Raw genomic sequence first — 20,681 nt, 5'->3', positions numbered from 1 at the left:
TCCGCACCGCTCCCGCCGGAGCCGCGCCCCCTTGCGGTCCGCCGCGCCGAACGTCCCGCCGCTCTGTCAACAACCGGCGCACGCCTGATCGTCCCGCTCCGGCGTACGTGCCCATCAAGCGTCCACCGCCTCGACGTACTGCGTCGCACCGGGGGGCGTCTCGTCGGCGTCGAGCCGCCCGAGGCCGTCCGGTCCGCCCGCCTTGCGCTGCTCGTGGAACGCGAGGATCTGCAGTTCTATCGACAGGTCGACCTTGCGCACGTCGACCTCGTCCGGCACGGTCAGCACGACCGGCGCGAAGTTCAGGACGCTCGTCACGCCCGCGGCCACGACGCGGTCGCACATCCCCTGGGCGGCGGCGGCGGGCGTCGCGATCACGGCGATGGACACGCCGTGGTCGGCGATGACGTCCTCCAGCCGGTCGATGTGCGCCACGGTCATGCCGGAGATCTCCTGGCCGACGATGGACTCGTCCGCGTCGAGCAGGCCCGCCACGCGGAAGCCGCGGGACGCGAATCCGCCGTAGCCGGCCAGTGCACGGCCCAGGTTACCGACCCCGATGATGGCGACCACCCAGTCCTGGGTGAGTCCTAGCTCACGGGAGATCTGGTAGACGAGGTACTCGACCTCGTACCCGACGCCGCGCGTCCCGTACGAGCCGAGGTGCGACAGGTCCTTGCGGAGCTTCGCCGAGTTCACCCCGGCCGCCGCGGCGAGCTCCTCCGACGAGACGGTCGCCACTCCCCGCTCCTGCAGTCCGGTCAGCGCACGCAGGTACACGGGCAGGCGCGCCACGGTGGCTTCGGGGATGCCGCGCTCGGCGCGGTCGCGGTTCTGTCGAGGTGTCACGGCCTGCTCTTCGGGGCTCGACGCTGGGGACGGGGCGGGCTCCCCTGACCCCGGCTCGCGGCCGGTCCTCGGGACCCGATCCTCGCTTCGGGCCCGACCGTCCCCAGGGCTGTCAACCAGGTTAAGCCTTTGTGAATACGCGCACAAAGTCACCCCCCGGTTCGCGGTCGGGACCGTTTTTCCAGCTCTCCACCAGAAAGCCTGCCATCAGCGGCTTTTCGCCACTTTCAGGGTACGTCAGTAACCACTTACATGGCGAGGGGTGTGACGGATGACATTCCCGGGACATCCCGGCGATCTTCCCGCGACACACGCGGCCACGCCCCGCCGGGCGAAGCCGGCGGCCGGGCGGGTCAGCGGCGGGCGCGCAGTTCGGTGATCGCGGCCCGGAGGCGGTTCTCGTCGACGCGCCAGAAGTCGTGCTGGACGCCGTTGATCAGCGTGACCGGGATCTGCTCCCAGTAGAGCCGCGTGTCCTCCTCGGACGCGGTGATGTCGCGCTCCTCGACGCGCACGTCCAGCTCGGCCGCGACCCGTTCGATGATCGCGCGGGCGTCGTCGCAGAGGTGGCAGCCGGGCTTGCCGAGCAGCGTGACGACGACGTCGCCCCCGCCGGACGCACCCGACCGACCGAACGTCCCGGACGTCCCGGACGTCCCGTCCACCGTCACCTCCGGGGCCGTTCGGGAACCGCGGGCGCCGGCACCTTGTGCGCCCCGAGCTTCAGCTCGATCACGTTCGTGGCCAGCACGTGCGTCCGCGACTCCGACAGGAACCGCTTCAGGTGCGGCTGGCGCCGGTGCGCGTCGAACGCGGCCTCGTCGCGGAACAGCTGGTACAGGATGCGCTGCGTGGAGCTGCCGACGACCTCGTGCAGGGCGCAGACCACGGTCTCGGGCTCGGCGGTGCCGGCCGCCCGCACCAGCTCGGCGGCGAGCCGGTCGAACGCGTCCTCGCGGCCGTCCAGCAGCGTGTAGACGGTGATCTGGCCACATGCGGCCATAAGGCCGCCGCCGGGCGCCGCGGCGGCGGCCGGCGCCACCGGCGCCACCGGCGCGCCCGCCCCGGAGTGCCGGCCGGCGGCCATCGCGGCGGCCGCGGCCAGCGTGGAGTCGTCGAGCGGATCGACGGCGGTCGCCCCGGCGGGGTTCTCCGGCAGCGGACGGCCCCCGGACGGCTCGGGGAACCGCAGCTCCTCGGACGGCTGCTCGGGGAACCGCAGCTCGCCGCGGCGGCCGCCCGGCGGGCGGCCGTCGGCGGGCGGCGTCGGGGCCGGAACGGGCTCGGCCGGGACCCGCCGCCGTCCCTCGTAGGCCTGCTCCTCGTAGCCGGTCGCGGGCTCGTCCACGTACTCCCCGTCGAAGTCGTCGTCGTAGAAGTCGTCCTCGTCGTCGTAGACGGGGATCGTGCGCATCGCGCCGTACCAGACCAGGCCGGCGGCGCCGCCGAGCAGGATCGCGGCCAGCGGCCCGGGCAGGAACCCGCGGCTGCCGGTGAGCGCCAGCACCCCGGCGAGCGCGACCAGCGCGACCGGGATCAGCAGCTCGCCGGCCTCGCGGTCCTGCCTGCTCGCCATCCACGCGGTGAACGCCGTGCAGCCCACCAGCGACACCGTCGACACCATGTGCGCGCCGTCGATCAGCAGCAGCGGCAGCGCGTCGTAGGTGTCGCCCGGCTTCGGCAGGCTCTCGGTCAGCTCGCCCTTCAGCGGGTCGAGCAGCAGGATGACGACCGCGACGACCGTGTAGGAGATCGTGAACAGCCACGCCGCGAACCGCACCTGGACGATCCGCGCGATCAGCTCGATCATGCCCAGCATCAGCCAGAGCGGAGCCAGCAGCGCCGCGCCGATCTCGACGACGCGGAAGAACGGGCCGTTGAACCCCGCCAGGAAGCCCAGGGTCATCGACAGCAGGGCGAGCGACAGCCCGACCTGGGTGAACGACCAGGCGATCAGGTAGAGCAGCCGGTCCTTGTATGCGCGCGAGACCAGCAGCCAGGTGGCGACCAAGGCGCCGACGGCCGCGAGAAGCGCGAGAAAAGCACTGACCATGGTGGGCCCCATGGTGCCCGATGCCGGGCCGGGAGGGGTAACCCGCCACGTGCCCAGCACGAACGCCCGGGCCCGCGCTCCCGCCCCCGGCCGGCGCGGACGAACGGGGGTGGCAGGTCCCGGCCATTGCCTGGCGCCCCTTTCGGTATCTAGAGTGACAAATCCCGCCGGAGGTCGCGTACGCCCCGAGGAGAACTGCATGAGCAGCCTGACCCTCGATGCCGGGCTCATCCCGCTTCCTCGGCGTTCGGCCGTCCCGTCCGATACCACCGCCGATACCGCCGCCGAGACCCTCGCGGAGACGCTCAAGGGGCTCGTCCTGCGGGCCCGGGACGGCGACGCGGAGGCGTTCGGGTCCCTCTACGACCACTACGTGGAACTCGTCTACCGGTACGTGTACTACCGGGTGGGCAGCCACGCCCTCACCGAGGACCTGACGAGCGAGACGTTCCTGCGCGCGCTCCGCCGCATCCGCGACTTCCACTGGCAGGGCAAGGACTTCGGCGCCTGGCTGGTGACCATCGCGCGCAACCTGGTCGCCGACCACTTCAAGTCCGGCCGGTACCGGCTGGAGGTCTGCACCGCCGAGCTGATGGAGCCCGACCGGCCGCAGGAGGGTCCGGAACGGGCCGTCCTGGACTCGATGACCAACCGGACGCTGCTCACCGCCGTCCGGCGTCTCGGATCCGAGCAGCAGGAGTGCGTGGTGCTGCGGTTCCTGCACGGCCTGTCGGTCGCCGAGACCGCGCTGATCATGGGCAAGAAGTCCGGTGCGATCAAGGCGCTGCAGTACCGCGCCGTCCGGTCGCTGGCCCGCATGCTCCCCGACGACCCGCGCTGACCCCGCGCCGAACCCGCGCCGACCCCGGCGACACGCCCGGACGCGCGGGACGGCGCGGCCGGGCGCGCGGCGGGGAGCGTAACCGGGGACGGGCTCCGCTCGTTGTGGGGGCAGGAGGGGAGCGTCATTGCGAAGCGGGCGAGCCAAGATCGTCGGTAGCGGTAACCCATTGGCCCACCTGCGGGCGCGCGCCCCGGGCCCCGACCCGGACTTCCGGGCGGATCTGCGGGAGCGGCTCGTGTCCGCGGCGGCACGGAGTGAGGACGGTCGCAATCGCGCCCGGGACGACGGGGCCGACGACACGGTTGACTAGGCTTCGCCCATGCGGCGATTCTGGCAGCGCGGCAAGAATCAGGACCCTGTGAGCGCCGGGAAGGTGGCCGCCGAGGCGGCCGCCCCGCCCGAGCCGCTTCCCGAGCCCGATCCCACCGCGGCGGCGTTCTTCGACGTCGACAACACGATGATGCAGGGCGCGTCGATCTACTACTTCGCGCGCGGCCTCGCCCGCCGCAAGCTGTTCACGACGCGCGACCTGCTCATGTTCGCCTGGGGCCAGGCGGCGTTCCGGCTGCGCGGCACCGAGAACTCCGAGCACATCGGCAGCGCCAAGGAGGCCGCGCTCTCGTTCGTCGCGGGCCAGCGCGTCGCGGGCGTCGTGCGGCTCACGGAGGAGATCTACGACGAGGTGATGGCCGACCGCATCTGGTCCGGCACCCGCGCGCTGGCCCTCCAGCACCTGGACGCCGGCCAGCAGGTGTGGCTCGTCACCGCCACGCCCGTCGAGGTCGCCCGGACGATCGCGCACCGGCTCGGGCTCACCGGCGCGCTCGGCACGGTCGCCGAGACCCGCGACGGCGTCTACACCGGCCGCCTCGTCGGCAACCTGCTGCACGGGCCCGCGAAGGCCGAGGCCGTGCGGGCGCTGGCGCAGCGCGAGGGCCTCGACCTGTCGCGCTGCTCCGCCTACAGCGACTCGGTCAACGACCTCCCGATGCTGACCGCCGTCGGGAACCCGCACGCGGTGAACCCGGACAGCGCGCTCCGCGACCACGCGAAGGCGAACGGCTGGCCCGTCCACGACTTCCGGACGGGACGCAAGGTGACCATGGTCGCGCTGCCCGCCGCCGCCGGGGCGGGCGCCCTCGCGGGAGGCGTCGCGGCGGGGATGGCGCTGCGCAAGCACTACCGGTCGTGACGTGCCGTACCTGCCTCCCCGCGAGTGGTACGCGACGCTGCCGACCGCGCACGTCGCCGCCGGGGTCCTGCTGACCGACGACCGCGGCCGCGTCCTGCTCGTGAAGCCGAACTACCGCCCGTACTGGCAGATCCCGGGCGGCGCGATGGACGCGGGCGAGGCCCCGCACCGGACCGCCGAGCGGGAGGTCCGCGAGGAGTTGGGCCTGCGGGTCGCCGCCCGGCGGCTGCTCGTGGTCGACGTCGTCCCACCGAACGGCGACATGCCCCGCCCGATGATCCACTTCACCTTCGACGGCGGCCGGGTCGCCGACCCGTCCGCGATCCGGCTGGGCGAGGACGAGCTGGACGCGTTCGGCTTCTTCACGTGGGCGGACGCCGCGGAACGCCTCAGCCCCGCGCTCGCCGCCCGCGTCCCCGCCGCGCGCCGCGCGCGCGAAAGCGGCGAGACCGTCTACCTCCCGGCCGCCCCCGAACGCACCGGCGACCCATCCGGTATGTAAGGGTTCGACCATGGAAGAGCGATTCGAGGTTCAGCGGACGATCGCCGCGCCGCCCGCGGCGGTGTTCGCGGTGCTCAGCGACCCGCGCGGCCACGTGGCGATCGACAGCTCCGGGATGCTCCAGTCGGCCGAGGGCGACCGGGTGGCGAGGGCCGGTGACCGGTTCGTCGTCCACATGGACCGCGAGTCCCTCAACGACTTCCCGCTCGGCAAGTACGACGTCACGGTGGTCATCACCGAGTTCGAGCGGGACGCCCACATCCAGTGGACGGTCGAGGGCGCGATCAAGCCGCCGCTCGAGCACCTCTACGGCTACCGGGTGGAGGCCGCCCCCGAGGGCAGCCTCGTGACGTCCTACTACGACTGGAGCCGGATCCCGGACGAGTGGCGCGGCAAGGGCGTCTTCCCCGTCATCCCCGAGGCGGGCCTGCGCGCCACCCTCGGCATCCTCGCCCGGACGGTCGAGCAGCCGGCCCTCGACCTCGCCGCCCTGACCTCCCCCGGCGACTCCTAGAAGAACGCGGGCCCGCGGCGCAGGCGGGTCTCGTGCAGCATCTGCTGGATGTTCTCGCGGACGACGTCGGTGATCTCGAAGACCGTCATCGGGTCGTCGGCGTCGTCGGCCTCGTAGTCCTCGAGGTACATCGGTTCCCCGAAGGCGATCAGCCACTTGGACGGCAGCGGGACGAGGCCCGCGGGGCCGAGCAGCGGGAACGTCGGCGTCACCGGGAAGTAGGGGAGGCCGAGCAGGCGCGCCAGCGGCGGCAGGTCGGCGATCTTCGGATAGGTCTCCTCCGCGCCGACGATCGCGCACGGGACGATCGGGGCGCCCGTGCGCAGCGCGGTGCCGACGAACCCGCCGCGGCCGAACCGCTGCAGCCGGTAGCGGTCCGCGAACGGCTTGCCGACCCCCTTGTACCCCTCGGGGAACACGCCGACGAGCTCGCCCTTGCCGAGCAGCCGGGCGGCGTCGGCCCGGCAGGCGAGCGTGTGCCCCGCCTTGCGGGACAGGTGGCCGAGGACGGGCACCTGGTAGATCAGGTCGGCGCCCAGCAGCCGCACGTGGCGGCCCGCGTGGTCGTGCAGCGCGACCGAGAGCATGAGGCCGTCCAGCGGCAGCGTCCCCGAGTGGTTCGCCACGATGAGCGCGCCCCCCTCGGACGGGACGTTCCCGACCCCCGACAGCTCGACCCGGAACCAGCGCTCGTACAGCGCACGCGCGGCCGGGAGCAGGACCGTGCCGTTGAACTCGGGGTCGAAGCCGAACTCGTCGACCTCGTAGTCGCCGGTGAGCCGGCGGCTGAGGAACGCCAGGCCGGCGGCGATGCGGCGCTCGATGGAACCGGCCGAGCCGGTTCCGGCGGGTGCCGCGCCGGGCCCGCGGCCGGCGGGATGCGCGTCCCGTCCGCCGGCGCCGGACGGCTCGCCGTCCCGCTCCCGTGCCGTGGCGAGCGGGATGATCCGGGCGCCCTCCGCCTCGTGGTGAGCGTTCATGATGCCTCCTCCCCGTGGGGGACGTTCCCTGACATCCCCGGCACGAGCCTCGCTCATGCCCTGCTCAGCGATGGGAGCCCAGGGCGGCCGCCAGCCGGCCGAGCGGGCCGCGGCCCGGGCCCCGGGCGGCGACGAAGTCGGCGAAGGCCGCCTCGGTGTCGCGCTTGGGCCGCCGGCCCAGCTCGGCCGCCAGGCCGGACGTGTCGATCACCCGCCCGTAGGTGAGCCAGCGCAGCAGTTCGGGCGAGAATCCGGACATGCCCGCGAATCGGCGTCCCATGTCACCGGCCGCGGAGATCGAGGGCGCCGGGACCGGCACGGACGGCCGCGCGGCGCGGCGCAGCGCCTGCGACAGCAGCAGCACGCCGTCCCCGGCGACGTTGAAGCAGCCGGGATGGTCCTCGACGGTCATCCGGCGCAGCACCTCGACGCCGTCGTCCTCGTGGACGAACTGCAGCCGGGGATCGAATCCGAGCACGGTCGGGACGACCGGGAGCGCCAGGTACCGGGTGAACGGCGAGTCGACGCCGGGGCCGACGAAGTTCGCGAAGCGCAGTACGGACACGGTCAGGTCGGAGCGGCGGCGCATCAGGCCGCGCACGTAGCCCTCGACCTCGACCGCGTCCTTGGCGTACCCCGAGGAGGGGGCCTCGACGGGCTGGTCCAGTTCGGTGAAGACCGCCGGGTCCTTCGGCGAGGAGCCGTACACGGCCGCCGAGGACCGCACGACGAGCTTGCGCATGTGCGGCGAGCGCTGGCACGCCGCGAGCAGCTGCATCGTGCCGATGACGTTGAGTTCCTTCACCTTCGCCCGCGGCACGGACGGAGACGTCACCAGGTTGAGGTGCACCACCGTGTCGACCCCGGCGGACGCGATGAGTTTCGCGATGCCGGGCGTCCGGATGTCCACGCGGACGAACTCGGTGCGGCCGAGCGGCGCCGTGGGCGGCACCGTGTCCGCGCCGATCACCCGCTCGATGCCCGGGTCGGCCTGCAGCGCGTGCGCGACCCGCGCCCCCAGGAAACGGGAGACGCCCGTGACGAGGACGACACGGGCCGCGGCGGGCATGGACGACACTGTGGGCCCCACCCCTTACGGCCGAGCGGCCGGCGCGCTCACTTCTTGTTGCGGCGCTGGATGCGCGTCTTCTTCAGCAGCTTGCGGTGCTTCTTCTTCGCCATCCGCTTACGACGCTTCTTGATGACAGAGCCCACGAGACCTCGCTCGGCATATCGGGTGATGTGCGGTCCGGACGTGCCGCGGGCGAGGTCGCTCGTCGGCTCACTCGAGGATGCGCGCACGGTCCAGTGGTCAAGAGTACCGCCGTACCGGCGCGGATCATGCGTCGGCGTGGCGCGGACGCGTCGCGGCGCGGAGGCGCGGACGTCCCGCGGCACCGCGCGCGGGCGCCGGAGCCCGGCGCCGCGCGCTCGGCACGGCACCGGACGCCGTCCGCTCCGCGGGGGCGGGCGCACGCCCGTCCCGTGCGGTGTCCTCCCGTCTCCGGCGGTCGCGCCGCCGGGGGTCCCGTCCGGTTCCCCGTTTCTCGGCCGGGTGCCGGCCCGGCGGCGGCTCCGGGCTCGCCGCCCGCAGCGCCGCCGCCCCGTCATCCGGCTTCGATGTACGCCTCGCGCAGGTAGTCGTGCACGGCCTGCTCGGGAACGCGGAACGAGCGGCCCACGCGGATCGCGGGCAGCTCGCCCGAGTGGACGAGGCGGTAGACGGTCATCTTGGACACCCGCATCACCGCCGCCACTTCGGCCACCGTCAGGAACCTGACCTCGCTCAGAGGTCGCTCGCCTGAACTCATCGGACGCCCTCTTCCACACGTGCCGCGCACCGGCCCATCGGGTGACTTTGATCACGCACGTGTACTTCCTCCAGCGTAAATCGCGTATCGCGCGTCGCAAGAGGGAATTTCACGCATTTCCGTCCCCGGACCTTGCCCCGCCGCCACAGTGCTGATACGCACGATCCGCCACGCCCGGACACGGCGCGTGACGGGACCGTCGAATGTGAAGCGAAACCCCGAATCGACCCGCGTCTCATGCGTCACGGACGATTCCGGACGAGCACATGTGTCCCGTGCGGCCATGTTCGTCACGCAGCGTGACGAACCGGGGTGGGAACTCGCGGGACGCCGGGGGTCAGCCGGTCCGGTTCAGCTCCGCGTGCCCCAGGATGTAGGCGGTCAAAGGGGCGTAATGGTGCGGGTTCACGCCGTCGTCGAGCGGGACGACCACGTCGATCTTGCCCTCGGCGGCACCGGCGAACAGCGCCGGGTCGTTACAGTCCGCGAACCCGACGGTGTCGATGCCCGCCTGTCCGGCCGCTCCGGCCCATCCGTGGTCGGCGATGGCCAGATCCGGCCACAATTCCTGTTTACCGCCCGCCGGGCCGCCCGAACCGCTATCGGCGAGCTCGCGGAGCATCGCCTCCATCGGGTGCGGGTCGTGCGTGTGCTGCGTGCGGCCGTCCTCGCTCTCCAGCATCGCCACGCCCGGCTCGGCGTACACCAGGCGCCGCAGGTCCGCACCGCCGTAGTCCGTATCGATCTCGTACGTCCACCCGCGCGCGGGCGTCAGCACCGTGCACCCGGCGTCCAGCAGAGCGCGCGCGACCGCCTGGTAAAGGGGCGTGAGCGTGGCCGGGTGGCCGGTGGCGACGACCACGGTCTCCTTGCGCCTCGCCGCGAGACCGATGCGCTCCCCCATCGCCTCCAGCGTGTCCAGGGTGATGTCGGGGTCGATGGTGTCGTCCCCGTACATGTGCCGGGGATCCGGGTCGACCCCGCAGCGCTCGACCATCATCTCCAGCACGGACTGCTCGGTCCAAGACGTCTTGAACCGCAGGCCGAACTGGTAGTACGGATGCCCCGCGGCCATCCGGCGGAAGTGCAAGAGGTTGTTCTGGCGCGGCGTCGCCACGTCACCGGCGATCATCGTCCGCACCAGGTGGGCCCGCAGGTCCGTGCGCGTCGGCGTGTCCATCGCGGGCGTGTCCATCACGGGCGCACCCGTCACTCGTCCGTCATCGGATCGAGGCCGTGCTCCGGGAAGACCGCCCGCCGCGTCGCCAGTACCGCCTGGTCGACCGGATTCGCCGGATCGTAGCCGTTCCCCCACCTGTGCACCTCCACCACGTCGGTCCCGTCCGTCATCCGGCGCGGGGCGATCTCCTCGGTCCGCTGCCGGACGAACGCGCGCCAATCGTCCGGCGTCGCCGTCTCCGGCGGGATCGGCCCGCCCGCGGCCTCCGCGAGCAGGTGCGTCCACGTGCGCGGCACGACCTGCACCACCTCGTAGCCCCCGCCGCCGGTCGCCACCCAGCGGCCGCCGGCCGTCTCGTGCGCCAGCCGGTGCAGCGCCGCCGCGGCCGTGCGCTGCCCGTCCACGGTGAGGGTCAGGTGGGCCAGCGGGTCCAGCGTGTGGGCGTCGGCACCGTGCTGGCTGACCAGCACCTGCGGCCGGAACCGGCGCAGCAGCGGCGGCACGACCGCGTCGAAGGCCCGCAGCCACAGCGCGTCCCCGGTGCCCGGCGGCAGCGCCACGTTCACCGACGTGCCTCCCGCGCCCGTCTCGGTCGGGAAGCCGGTGCCGGGGAACAGCGTGCGCGGCGTCTCGTGCAGGCTGATCGTCAGCACCCGCGGGTCGTCGGCGAACGCCGCCTGGACCCCGTCGCCGTGGTGCACGTCGACGTCCACGTAGGCGACGCGCTCGGCGCCCTGCTCCAGCAGCCACGCGATGGCGATGGCCGGGTCGTTGTAGACGCAGAACCCGCTCGCCGCGCCCTTCAGCGCGTGGTGCAGCCCGCCGGCGACGTTCGCCGCGTGCCCGGCCGCGCCCGTCCAGACGGCCTCGGCCGCCGCGACCGACGCGCCCGCGACCAGCGCGGACGCCTCGTGCATGCCGAGGAACACCGGGTTGTCGTCGGTCCCGATCCCGTACCGCGGCTCGGGCAGGCCGGTCGCGCCGCAATGCCGGACGGCCGCGATGTAGGGCTCCTCGTGCACCAGCCGCAGCACCGCGTCGTCCGCCGGTTTCGGCGCGACGACCCGCACGTTCGGACGGTCGAGGACGCCCAGCTCGCGCGCGAGCCGCATCGTCAGCTCGACCCGCACGGGGTTCATGGGGTGCCCGGGGCCGAAATCGTAGGAAGTGAGCCGCTCGTCCCAGAGGATCTCGAGCTCGCACGGTCCGAGCGCACCGGGCGCGGGAGGGGCGGGGCTGCTCATGACCTCACGGTATCGCGACGCTCCTATGGTGCGGCTCACACCCGAACGGGGTTCCGTTTCCAACATGTGACGTGGCTAACTGTCCGCTATTGGGCATATATCTACCTGACCACAACCTTGGAGGGGCGATGGACCAGAGCGTTCGCAGCCGCGTGATCAGCAACGCGCTCCGCCTCGGCGTCCACCCGCTCATGGACCGCATCCCCGGCCACGCGGGCAGCATCCGCACCGCGCGCTCCACCGTGGACGCCGCGTCCCTCCTGATGCGGCACACCCAGCGCGTCCGGATCCACGCCCTCCAGGACCCGGGCGTCGAGTCCGGCGAGCCCCCGGTCACCGGCGAGTGGGTCGTCTCCCGCGACGCCGAGACCGCGCCCGGCGACGGGACCGCGCCCGGCGCGATCCTTTACCTGCACGGCGGCGGCTACGTGCTCTGCTCGCCCCGGACGCACCGCCCGATCACCTCGCGCCTCACCCTCGACACCGGGCTGCCCGTGCTCGTCCCCCGGTACCGCCTCGCGCCCGAGCACCCGTTCCCCGCGCCCCTCGAGGACGCGGTCGCCGCCTACCGGTGGCTGCTCGCGCGCGGCGTCCCGTCCGCCGGCATCGTCCTGGCGGGCGACTCCGCCGGCGGGCACCTCGCGGCGGCCCTCGCGGGCGAGATCTGCCGCACCGGCCTGCCGTCCCCGGCGGGAGTCGTCCTGTTCTCCCCGTGGGTCGACCTCACGTGCGAGCTCTCCGCGGCGGCCGAGGCCCGCGACCCCTACATCAGCGCCCGGTCCGCCCGCCGCGTCGCGCGCCTCGTCGTCGGCCCGGACGGCTTCGACGACCCCCGCGTCGCCCTGCTCGCCTGCGCGTGGACGGACACGCCGCCCGTCCTGATCCAGGTCGGCGGCGCCGAGGTGCTGCGCCCCGAGGCCGAGGCCCTCGCCGGCGCCCTGACCGCCGCGGGCGCCGACTGCGAACTCCAGGTCTGGGACGGCCAGATGCACGTCTTCCAGATCCTGAACCGGGTCCTCCCGGAGGCGGGCGCCGCGATGCGCGACGCCGCCCGCTTCATCGGCGCGGTCACCGAACCCGCACGCGCCGGCGCGGCCGCCTGACCGGCGCCGAGTGCGGCTAGCCGACGGGTTCGGGGTCCCGCTCCCGCGCCCGTCCGGCCAGCGCGAACCCGGCGACCGCCGCGACCGCCGCGATCCCCTCGCCGACGAGGCTGAGCCACTTCTCCGTGTACCAGACGGGGTCGTACATGTCCGGCAGCGGCCCGAGCACCCCCACGTCCGCGTAGTGGTACAGCAGCAGCGCCCCCACCGCGCTCCCCGCCACCATGAAGGCCAGGGCGTACGCCCACCGGTTCGCGTACGTCAGGACGATCACGGCCGCCACGCCCGCGACGGCCGCCTGCACCTGGAACAGCAGTTCCCCGGAGATCGAGCCCCCTTGCACGTAGGCCATGTCCGGCGCGTACATCCAGTGCACGACGGCGTCGACCACCAGTCCGGCGGCCACGACCAAACGGATAACGAGTCCCATACCCCCATACACGGACGAACGGGCCCTACGGCTCAACCCACCTCGTACAAAATTGAACTTCGCCCCCCAGGGCCGGCAACCGCCCCCTCCCGACGGTCGCGTCCATGCTGGTTGACGTATTTTCGGCACCGACCGATTCGCCATGCGCTGGACGAGACGTGCCCGCCGGACGGCGGGGGCACGGAACCGCGGCACGGAACCGCGGCACGGAACCGCGGCACGAAGGAGGCCCGATGGAGACCCCGCCCCGTAGCCAGGCGCGCCTGGACGAGTGGCGTGCCCGGACGGTCGTGCCCATGGTGGTGGCCGGCGCGGCCTTCCTGGCCGCCTACGCCTGGCCGATCATCGATCCCGGGCTCCCCGGGTTCGGGCGGGAGGCCTGCGACGCCGTGATGGCGGCGGTGTGGGTGCTGTTCGGTGCCGACTACCTGGTGCGGCTGTGGCTGGCCCCGCGACGCTGGGCGTTCGTCCGGAGCAACTGGTTCGACCTGATGGTGCTGCTGGCGCCGATGCTGCGGTCGCTGCGGCTGGTGCAGGTCATCATGGTGCTGGGCATGGTCAACCGGCACGCGTCGCGGTCGCTGCGGGCGACCGTCTCCCGGTACGCGATCGTGGCCGCGCTGCTGATCGTGTTCTGCGCGGCGCTGGCGGTGCTCGACGCCGAGCGCGGCTCGCCCGAGGCCGTCATCACGACCTTCCCCGACGCGCTGTGGTGGGCGGCCACCACGGTGACGACCGTGGGGTACGGCGACCTGTACCCGGTCACGCTGGGCGGACGGGTGGTCGCGGGCGTGCTGTTCACCGCGGGGATCGCGCTGCTGGGTGTGGTGACCGCGTCGCTGGCCTCGTGGTTCGTGGAGATGTTCAACGAGGGTCAGGAGAGCGCGGCGGCCACGCAGAAGCAGGTGGCCGATCTCGCCGAGGAGGTCCGGGCGCTGCGCGCCGAACTGGCCGCCGAGCGCGCGGGCGGCCCGTCCTCCACCGCCGGGGAGCCCGGCGCGGGCGCCTGAGGCGCCGGACGGCCCGGGTCAGCCGCCCGCGAGTTCGCGGCCCCGGTTGCGGGCGGCTTCGATGGCCTCCAGGACGGCCGCGCGGACGCCGTGGCGTTCGAGTTCGCGGATCGCGGAGATCGTGGTGCCGCCGGGCGAGGTGACGCCCTCGCGCAGGAGGACGGGGTGCTCGCCGGAGTCGCGGAGCATGACGGCGGCGCCGACGGCCGACTGGATCACCATCTCGAGCGCGGCGGCGCGCGGCATGCCGAGGAGGATCCCCGCGTCGACCATGGCCTCGACGAGGTAGTAGAAGTACGCGGGCCCGCTGCCGGACAGGGCGGTGGCGCCGTCCTGCAGCGACTCGGGGATGCGGAGCACCTTGCCGACGGGGGTGAGGAGCTCCTCGGCCTTCTGCAGGTGCGCCTCGGACGCGTGCAGGCCCGCCGACACGACGCTCATCGCCTCGTCCACGTGGACGGGCGTGTTCGACATGACGCGGACGACCGGGGTGCCCTCGGGGAGCCGGTCCTCGATGAAGCCGGTCGTGATGCCCGCGGCCATCGAGATGACGAGCCGTCCGGGCGGGACGTGCGGGCCGACCTCGGCGAGGAGGGCGCCCATGTCCTGGGGCTTGACCGCGAGGACGAGCGTGTCGGACTTCGCGGCGGCCTGCGGGTTCGAGACGGTCTCGATGCCGTACCGCTCGCGCAGCAGCGTCGCGCGCTCCTCCCGGCGCGCGGTCGCCACGAGCTCGGACGGGCGGCGCCCGGCCCGCAGCACGCCGGACAGCAGGGCCTCGCCCATCTTCCCGGCACCCAGAATCGCGATCATCGGCCCACCTTTCGACGACCGATCCACCCTATAGCCGGGCCGACACCAGGGAGCGCGCGACCAGGCGCAGGTTGGCGGGCCGCTCCGCGAGCCGCCGCATGAAGTACTCGTACCAGTCGCGGCCGTAGGCGACGTACACGCGGACCTGGGCGCCCCGGGACGCCAGGCGCCGCTGCTCCTGCGGGCGGACGCCGTACAGCATCTGGTACTCGAACGTGTCGGCGTCCCGCCCGTGGAGGAGGGTGAGGGCTTCGGCGACGTCGATGAGGCGCGGGTCGTGGGTGGCGAGCATCGGGTAGCCCTTGCCGGCCATGAGGACCTTCATGCAGCGGACGAACGACTTGTCGATCTCTTCCTTCTCGGTGAAGGCGATCGCCTCGGGGGCGGCGTAGGCGCCCTTGCACAGGCGGACGCGCGACCCCTCGTAGGCGAGGTCCGCGCAGTACTCTTCCGCGCGGCGCAGGTACGCCTGGACGACCGCGCCCACGGTCGGGTGGTCGCGGCGCAGTTCGTGGACGGCGCGCAAGGTCGGGTCGACCAGCTCGTGCTCTTCCATGTCGAGGGTGACGGTCGTCCCGGCGGAGGCGGCGGCGGCGCAGATGCGGCGGGCGTTCTCGAGGGCGAGTTCCTCGTCCAGGGCCTGCCCGACGGCGGTCAGCTTCAGGGACACCTCAGCGCGCGCGCCGAGGCCCTCCGTACCGAGACGATCGAGAAGTTCGCAGTACTTTGCGACGTTCGTGTCGGCGCGTCCCTTGTCGTGGACGTCCTCGCCGAGGACGTCCAGGGTGACGAGCAGCCCCTCGCCGGTGAGGTCGGCGGTGACGCGGGCGGCGTCGGCGGCGGTCTCCCCGGCGATGAACCGGCGGGCGACGTCGCGGGCGAACGGCGCGGTCTGCACGACGCGCCGCGCGCCACCGGAGTGCGACGCGGCCAGCAGCGCCCGGCGGATCACTGGTCTCCCCTCTCGCCCGTCTCCCCTCAGGTTACGAGACGGTGCCGAGGTCGCTCCCACCGCCGTACCGCTGGACGTACGCGGGCATCCCGGCGGACTTCACCGCGTCGAACAGGGCCTTCGCCTTCGGCGGGTCGAGGAAGACGACGCTCTGCTTCTGCACCATCCCGGTGCCCTTGTGGGGTGCGGTAAGGAACGTCACGTCCGAGACGCGCAGGTGGCGGAGGCCGACGGCGAACGACCGCAGGTCGCCGCCCGACATGCCGTCGTCGACGCTGATCGACTTGGTGAGCGCGGAGACGAACCGGTCGAGCTTGAGCGGGTTCGTCAGGGTCCCGTTGTCGGCGGCCTTCTTGGCGAGGGCCCGCAGCAGCGCCTGCTGCCGCTTCATCCGGTCGAAGTCGCCGTTCGGCAGGTTGTAGCGCTGCCGGACGAACAGGAGCGCCTCCTCGCCGTCCAGCTCCTGCTTGCCCGCCTGCCAGTTCACCTTGCGGGCCGGGTCGTACACGCTCTTCTTGATGTTGACGGTGACGCCGCCGAGCGCGTCCACCATCGACTCGAACCCGGCGAAGTCGATCGCGCCGTAGTGGTCGATCCGGACGCCCGTCAGGCCCTCGATCGTCTGGATCAGCAGTTTCGGGCCGCCGTAGGAGAACGCGGCGTTGATCTTCTGCTTGCCGTAGCCGGGGACGTCCACCCAGGAGTCGCGCGGGAACGAGATCATGTACGCCTTGCTCCGGTCGGCCGGCAGGTGCATCAGCATGATCGTGTCGGTGCGCTGCTCGCCGGGCTTCCACCCGTCGCTGCCCTGCCCGGTCGTCTGCGTCTCGGACCGCCGGTCCGATCCGACGAGCAGCCAGTTCTCGGTGCCCGCGACGTTCGGGCCGGGCCGGTTCTCCGCCTCCGGCATGACGCCCGGCAGCCGGTCGACGTTGCCGTTCCAGGCCGACTGCCGCTGCCAGACGAGGCCGCCCAACCCGGCGACGACCAGCGCGACGAACACGCCGATCGCGATGAGCACGCGCGGCCAGCGCTTCTTGCGGCGCCGCTCACCGCCGTCCCCCGCCCCCCAGAAGGCGTCGTTGTCCGCGGCGTCGCTCTCCACGGCGGGGCCCGTCCCGTTCCGCGGACCCGTCCCGTGCTGCGGAGCCGTCCCGTGCTGCGGGGGCGGGCCGTCGGGCTGCGGGGACGCCGGGGTGCCGGGCACATCCTGGGGGGTCATGACCGCAGAAGCTACCAGCCCGGACCGGGCGAGTCGGGGCACTTGAGGTCAAGTGTCCGGTTCCGTCCGGACGGCTCAGGCGGTGCGGCGGCGCAGGGTGACCGCGCCGAGCAGCAGCGCGACGAGCGTGAACCCGGCGATGACGGCGACGTCGGCGGCGAGCGTCCCGGTGAAGCCGCCCTCCCCCGTGATCTCCTGCATGCCCTCGACGGCGTAGGTCAGCGGCAGCACGGTGGAGATCGCCTCCAGCCAGGAGGCCATCTGCTCGCGCGGCATGATCAGCCCGCACAGCAGCGTCTGCGGCAGGACGAACGCGGGCATGAACTGGACGGCCTGGAACTCGGTGCGCGCGAACGCGCTCGCGAACAGGCCGAGCGCCATGCCGAGCAGCGCGTCCAGCACCGCGACGAGGACGAGCGAGCCGAGCGAGCCGGTCAGGTCGAGGCCGAGCCAGGTCAGCGAGATCGCCAGCACCACCCCGACCTGGACGAGCGCGACGAGCCCGAACGCGAGCGCGTAGCCGAGCAGCAGGTCGAGCTTGCCGACGGGCATCGTCATCAGGCGTTCGAGGGTGCCGCTCGTGCGCTCGCGCAGGGTCGCGACGCTCGTCACCACGAACATGATCACGAACGGGAAGACGCCGAGCAGCATCGGGCCGAGCCGGTCGAACAGCTCGGGCCGGTCGAACACGTACCGGAGCAGGATCATCAGGACGGACGGCACCAGCACGAGCAGCGCCAGCGTGCGGCGGTCGTTGCGGAGCTGCGCGAGGATCCGGCGCGTGGTGGCCAGCGTGATCGCGGGGTTCATGCCGGGCTCCCGGTGGTCGCGGCGATCAGGTGCAGGAAGGCCCCTTCGAGGTCGTCGACGCCGGTGCGGGCGCGCAGGCCGTCCGGGGTGCCGTCGGCGAGGATCCGTCCCTCGCGCATCAGCAGGAGCCGGTCGGTGCGGCCCGCCTCGTCCATCACGTGGCTGGAGACGAGCAGCGTCGTGCCCCGGTCGGCCAGGCCGCGGAACAGCTCCCACAGCTCCTGCCGGAGCACGGGGTCGAGGCCGACGGTCGGCTCGTCCAGGACGAGCAGGTCCGGGGAGCCGAGCAGCGCGACGGCGAGGTTCGCGCGGCTGAGCTGCCCGCCCGACAGCGTCCCGGCGACCTGGTCGCGGCTGCCGCCGAGGCCGACCTCGGCGACGACGCGGTCGACGTCGGAGCGCGGGGCCCGCAGGACGGACGCGAAGTAGCGCAGGTTCTCGGCGACGCTGAGGTCCGCGTAGACGGCGGGGGTCTGCGTCGAGTACCCGACGCGCCGCCGCAGGCCGGGCGACCCGGCGGGCTCGCCGAGCACCGTCACCTCGCCGCCCGCGACGATCTGCACGCCGACGAGGGCGCGCAGCAGCGTCGTCTTGCCGCACCCGCTCGGCCCGAGCAGCCCGACCACCGATCCCTGCGGCACGTCGAAGGTGAGCCCGTGCAGGACGTCCCTGCCGCCGCGCGCGACCCGCAGGTCCCGCACGCTCACCGCCGGAGTGGAACTCATCATGTGTTGAATTTAAGTCCGCGCGGCGGCCCGGTCAAGGGAACCGGGACCGGTTCAGTCCAGATAGCGCTGCAGGACGGGTGCGACCAGCTCGACCATCTCGTCCTCCGAGGCGGACGCGAGCGGCTCGACGCGCACCACGTACCGCAGGATCATCATGCCGACCATCTGCCCGGCCGCCGCCTGCAGCCGCAGCCGCGGGACGTCGGTCGCCTCGCCCGCGCGGGCGAACAGGGCGCTGCTGAGGAACTCGCGCAGCAGCGCCGCCGCGCGCTCGTTCGTCATCGCCGAGCGCAGCATCGCCAGCAGGGGCGCGCGGCGCTCGGGGTCCTCCCAGATGCTCAGGAACACGCGCGCCATCGCCTCGCCGCGCCGCTCGGCGGGCGCGTCCAGGATGCGCGGCAGCAGGACGGACGGGTCCACCGGGAAGCGCATGGCCTCGATGAACACGCCCTCCTTGTTGCCGAAGAAGTGGTGCACGAGCGCCGGATCGACGTCCGCCGCCCGCGCGATCGCCCGCAGCGACGCCCCGTCGTAGCCCTTCTCGGCGAACAGCTCGCGCGCCGCCCCGAGGATCGCCGCGCGCGTCTCGCTCTGCCCCGGCCGCCGGCCGGGCCCGCGCGCCGCGCGCGTCGTCACCGGGTGCTCCGGCGGCTGACCTCACCGCCGGAGGTGACCTCCCAGGTCCGGTCGGCGGCGGCGAGGTGCAGGCGGGCGAAGGCGAGGGCCTCGGCCAGGTCCTCGACGCGCTCGGCGCGGTTGGACGCGCGGCGCGTGTTGACCTCGAGCACGATGTGCCCGCCGAAGCCCGTCTCGGCGAGCGTCTCCAGCATCGGGCCGCACGGCTGCGTGCCCCGTCCCGGGACGAGGTGCTCGTCCTTGTTCGTGATGCCGACGCCGTCCGCGAGGTGGATGTGCCGCAGCCGGTCGCCCAGCCGCCCGGCCATGTCGATGGCGTCCGAACCGGACACCGCCGTGTGCGACAGGTCGAGCGTGACGAACGGGTAGTCCTGGTCGACCGGATCCCAGTCGGGCAGGTACATGCCGGCCTCGGCGCCCCGCGCCTTCAGCGGGAACATGTTCTCCACCGCGAACAGGACGTCGGTCTCGTCCTGCATGCGGGCGAGGCCGCCGACGAAGTCGCGGGCGTAGTCGCGCTGCCACCGGAACGGCGGGTGCACGACCACGACCTCGGCGCCCAGCTCCTCCGCGACCTCCTTGGAGCGCACCAGCTTGCCCCACGGCTCGCGCCCCCACACCCGCTGGGTGAGCAGCAGGCAGGGCGCGTGGATCGACTTGATCGGGACCTGGTGGTAGTCGGAGAGGCGGCGCAGGACGTTGAGGTCCTGCGAGGACGCGTCCGTCGAGACCATGACCTCGACGCCGTCGTAGCCGAGCAGCGCGGCGATCTCGAACGCGCTCGGCACCTTCTCGGGGTAGACCGATGCCGTGGACAGCGTGATCGGGGCGTCGGGCACCCGGAGTGCCGGAGAGAAGGCGCCGTTGTGCTGCGGGGTCAAGGCATCCTCGCCACAGTGATCGCTCGGCAGTGTTCGTACGGAAAGCCTATGCGCCGACGGGCCCGTTGAAACCTTCGCCCCGGGTGATCCCCGCCGCGTCCCGCCCGTCCGGCTACGCTCTGTCCACGTGGCCGAGATCGCTCCGGGCGCCGTGCCGAGCCCCAACATCTGGAACTCCCCGCAGGTCTACGAGCTGGAGAACCGCGCCGTCGACCCCGACGGGATCCTGCCCGCGGCGATGCGCGCGATCCGTCCCTGGACGGGCGCGACCGTCCTCGATCTCGGCTGCGGCACCGGCTACCACCTGCCGTTCTTCGCCGCGGACGCCGCGCGCGTCGTCGGGGTCGAACCGCACGCGGCCCTCGCCGCGGCCGCCGCGCGCCGCGCCCGGGACGCGCCGAACGTCACCGTCCGCGTCGGCACCGCCCAGGCCCTCCCGCTCCCGGACGCCTCCGTCGACGTCGTGCACGCGCGGTGGGCCTACTTCTTCGGGCCCGGCTGCGAACCCGGGCTCGCCGAACTGGACCGGGTCGTCCGGCGCGGCGGCGCGATCTTCATCATCGACAACGACGCGACCCGCTCCACGTTCGGCCGCTGGTTCCGGCGCGGCCTGCCGAAGTACGACCCGGACGCCGTCGAGCGGTTCTGGACGCGCCGCGGGTTCGCCCGCGAGCCGCTGACGATCCGCTGGCGCTTCGACGACCGCCGCGACCTCGCCGCCGTCCTGCACATCGAGTTCCCGCCGGACCTCGCCGCCGACGCGCTGGCCGAGCACGAGGGGCTCGAAGTCGACTACGCCGTCAATCTATGGTGGCGTTGCCCGTGAGTTACTGACTAGTCGGTCACATTCGAGGGCCGCCCCTGGCCCTACTGGACGACCTGTACAACAATCGGCGCACGCCCCGTCCGGGGGGCGCGACCTGAACG

Annotated in this window: 24 protein-coding genes; 7 read left to right on the top strand and 17 right to left on the bottom strand. The window is 73.0% G+C overall.

Annotation, left to right across the window (positions count from 1 at the left end; translation table 11 throughout):
- Positions 1-114 precede the first annotated feature (114 nt).
- The 3 genes from F7P10_RS24245 to F7P10_RS24235 form a co-directional block, all read right to left on the bottom strand.
- Complete coding sequence (locus tag F7P10_RS24245) at positions 115-849, bottom strand: redox-sensing transcriptional repressor Rex (RefSeq protein ID WP_151012523.1); 735 nt, start codon at positions 847-849, stop codon at positions 115-117.
- Positions 850-1,202: 353 nt separating this feature from the next.
- The gene (locus tag F7P10_RS24240; protein ID WP_254716797.1) at positions 1,203-1,439 is read right to left on the bottom strand and encodes a glutaredoxin family protein; all 237 of its coding nucleotides are present in this window, start codon (positions 1,437-1,439) and stop codon (positions 1,203-1,205) included.
- Positions 1,440-1,516: 77 nt separating this feature from the next.
- A complete protein-coding gene (locus tag F7P10_RS24235) occupies positions 1,517-2,902 on the bottom strand; it encodes a putative quinol monooxygenase (RefSeq protein ID WP_151012519.1) in 1,386 nt (461 codons plus the stop codon).
- A 199-nt stretch (positions 2,903-3,101) separates the two neighbouring features.
- Here F7P10_RS24235 and F7P10_RS24230 point away from each other — a divergent pair, with 199 nt between their 5' ends.
- From F7P10_RS24230 to F7P10_RS24215, 4 genes are all read left to right on the top strand, one after another.
- Positions 3,102-3,743, top strand: coding sequence for a sigma-70 family RNA polymerase sigma factor (locus F7P10_RS24230; RefSeq protein WP_151012517.1), 642 nt, complete (start codon positions 3,102-3,104; stop codon positions 3,741-3,743).
- 322 nt (positions 3,744-4,065) lie between these two features.
- Positions 4,066-4,938, top strand: coding sequence for an HAD family phosphatase (locus F7P10_RS24225; protein ID WP_151012515.1), 873 nt, complete (start codon positions 4,066-4,068; stop codon positions 4,936-4,938).
- 1 nt (position 4,939) lies between these two features.
- The gene (locus tag F7P10_RS24220; RefSeq protein ID WP_151012513.1) at positions 4,940-5,440 is read left to right on the top strand and encodes an NUDIX hydrolase; all 501 of its coding nucleotides are present in this window, start codon (positions 4,940-4,942) and stop codon (positions 5,438-5,440) included.
- A 10-nt stretch (positions 5,441-5,450) separates the two neighbouring features.
- Complete coding sequence (locus tag F7P10_RS24215) at positions 5,451-5,954, top strand: SRPBCC family protein (protein ID WP_151012511.1); 504 nt, start codon at positions 5,451-5,453, stop codon at positions 5,952-5,954.
- Here F7P10_RS24215 and F7P10_RS24210 read toward each other — a convergent pair.
- The 6 genes from F7P10_RS24210 to F7P10_RS24185 form a co-directional block, all read right to left on the bottom strand.
- Positions 5,951-6,934, bottom strand: coding sequence for a lysophospholipid acyltransferase family protein (locus F7P10_RS24210; protein ID WP_218040131.1), 984 nt, complete (start codon positions 6,932-6,934; stop codon positions 5,951-5,953). The genes F7P10_RS24215 and F7P10_RS24210 overlap by 4 nt on opposite strands.
- Positions 6,935-6,998: 64 nt before the next feature.
- On the bottom strand, positions 6,999-8,003 hold the full coding sequence (locus F7P10_RS24205; RefSeq protein WP_151012507.1) for an NAD-dependent epimerase/dehydratase family protein: 1,005 nt from the start codon (positions 8,001-8,003) through the stop codon (positions 6,999-7,001).
- A gap of 47 nt (positions 8,004-8,050) precedes the next feature.
- Entirely contained in the window at positions 8,051-8,149 is a 99-nt protein-coding gene (locus tag F7P10_RS24200; protein ID WP_018654693.1) for an AURKAIP1/COX24 domain-containing protein, read from the bottom strand.
- 392 nt (positions 8,150-8,541) lie between these two features.
- Positions 8,542-8,745: a helix-turn-helix domain-containing protein gene (locus F7P10_RS24195; protein ID WP_026403281.1), complete on the bottom strand. Its 204-nt coding sequence runs from the start codon at positions 8,743-8,745 to the stop codon at positions 8,542-8,544.
- Positions 8,746-9,082: 337 nt separating this feature from the next.
- Complete coding sequence (locus F7P10_RS24190) at positions 9,083-9,925, bottom strand: phosphatase (RefSeq protein ID WP_151012505.1); 843 nt, start codon at positions 9,923-9,925, stop codon at positions 9,083-9,085.
- 29 nt (positions 9,926-9,954) lie between these two features.
- The gene (locus F7P10_RS24185; protein WP_151012503.1) at positions 9,955-11,169 is read right to left on the bottom strand and encodes an acetoin utilization protein AcuC; all 1,215 of its coding nucleotides are present in this window, start codon (positions 11,167-11,169) and stop codon (positions 9,955-9,957) included.
- Positions 11,170-11,297: 128 nt separating this feature from the next.
- On the opposite strand from F7P10_RS24185, the gene F7P10_RS24180 reads away from it, so the two are divergent.
- Complete coding sequence (locus F7P10_RS24180; protein ID WP_151012501.1) at positions 11,298-12,272, top strand: alpha/beta hydrolase; 975 nt, start codon at positions 11,298-11,300, stop codon at positions 12,270-12,272.
- A gap of 16 nt (positions 12,273-12,288) precedes the next feature.
- On the opposite strand, the gene F7P10_RS24175 is transcribed toward F7P10_RS24180, so the two are convergent.
- Positions 12,289-12,678, bottom strand: coding sequence for a hypothetical protein (locus tag F7P10_RS24175; protein ID WP_151012499.1), 390 nt, complete (start codon positions 12,676-12,678; stop codon positions 12,289-12,291).
- 257 nt (positions 12,679-12,935) lie between these two features.
- Here F7P10_RS24175 and F7P10_RS24170 point away from each other — a divergent pair, with 257 nt between their 5' ends.
- Positions 12,936-13,712, top strand: a complete 777-nt coding sequence (locus F7P10_RS24170; RefSeq protein WP_151012497.1) for a potassium channel family protein — start codon at positions 12,936-12,938, stop codon at positions 13,710-13,712.
- An 18-nt stretch (positions 13,713-13,730) separates the two neighbouring features.
- On the opposite strand, the gene proC is transcribed toward F7P10_RS24170, so the two are convergent.
- From proC to F7P10_RS24135, 7 genes are all read right to left on the bottom strand, one after another.
- Entirely contained in the window at positions 13,731-14,525 is a 795-nt protein-coding gene (proC, locus tag F7P10_RS24165) for a pyrroline-5-carboxylate reductase (RefSeq protein WP_151012495.1), read from the bottom strand.
- Positions 14,526-14,553: 28 nt separating this feature from the next.
- The gene (locus F7P10_RS24160) at positions 14,554-15,477 is read right to left on the bottom strand and encodes a proline dehydrogenase family protein (RefSeq protein WP_151012493.1); all 924 of its coding nucleotides are present in this window, start codon (positions 15,475-15,477) and stop codon (positions 14,554-14,556) included.
- A gap of 31 nt (positions 15,478-15,508) precedes the next feature.
- Positions 15,509-16,699 carry an LCP family protein gene (locus F7P10_RS24155; RefSeq protein ID WP_151012491.1) on the bottom strand — a complete coding sequence of 397 codons (1,191 nt, stop codon included), beginning with the start codon at positions 16,697-16,699 and terminating at the stop codon, positions 15,509-15,511.
- A gap of 75 nt (positions 16,700-16,774) precedes the next feature.
- Positions 16,775-17,509: an ABC transporter permease gene (locus F7P10_RS24150; RefSeq protein ID WP_151012489.1), complete on the bottom strand. Its 735-nt coding sequence runs from the start codon at positions 17,507-17,509 to the stop codon at positions 16,775-16,777.
- A complete protein-coding gene (locus F7P10_RS24145; protein WP_151012487.1) occupies positions 17,506-18,237 on the bottom strand; it encodes an ABC transporter ATP-binding protein in 732 nt (243 codons plus the stop codon). The genes F7P10_RS24150 and F7P10_RS24145 overlap by 4 nt, the downstream gene beginning before the upstream one ends.
- 51 nt (positions 18,238-18,288) lie before the next feature.
- A complete protein-coding gene (locus tag F7P10_RS24140; protein ID WP_151012485.1) occupies positions 18,289-18,873 on the bottom strand; it encodes a TetR family transcriptional regulator in 585 nt (194 codons plus the stop codon).
- On the bottom strand, positions 18,870-19,754 hold the full coding sequence (locus F7P10_RS24135) for a sugar phosphate isomerase/epimerase (protein WP_151012483.1): 885 nt from the start codon (positions 19,752-19,754) through the stop codon (positions 18,870-18,872). The genes F7P10_RS24140 and F7P10_RS24135 overlap by 4 nt, the downstream gene beginning before the upstream one ends.
- A gap of 127 nt (positions 19,755-19,881) precedes the next feature.
- Between F7P10_RS24135 and F7P10_RS24130 the strand changes: the two genes are divergently transcribed.
- Positions 19,882-20,580, top strand: a complete 699-nt coding sequence (locus F7P10_RS24130; protein ID WP_151012481.1) for a class I SAM-dependent methyltransferase — start codon at positions 19,882-19,884, stop codon at positions 20,578-20,580.
- Positions 20,581-20,681: the final 101 nt, after the last annotated feature.

The sequence above is a fragment of the Actinomadura sp. WMMB 499 genome, assembly GCF_008824145.1.
Taxonomy (GTDB): Bacteria; Actinomycetota; Actinomycetes; order Streptosporangiales; family Streptosporangiaceae; genus Spirillospora.
This window is presented reverse-complemented; position numbering and strand designations above follow the sequence as displayed.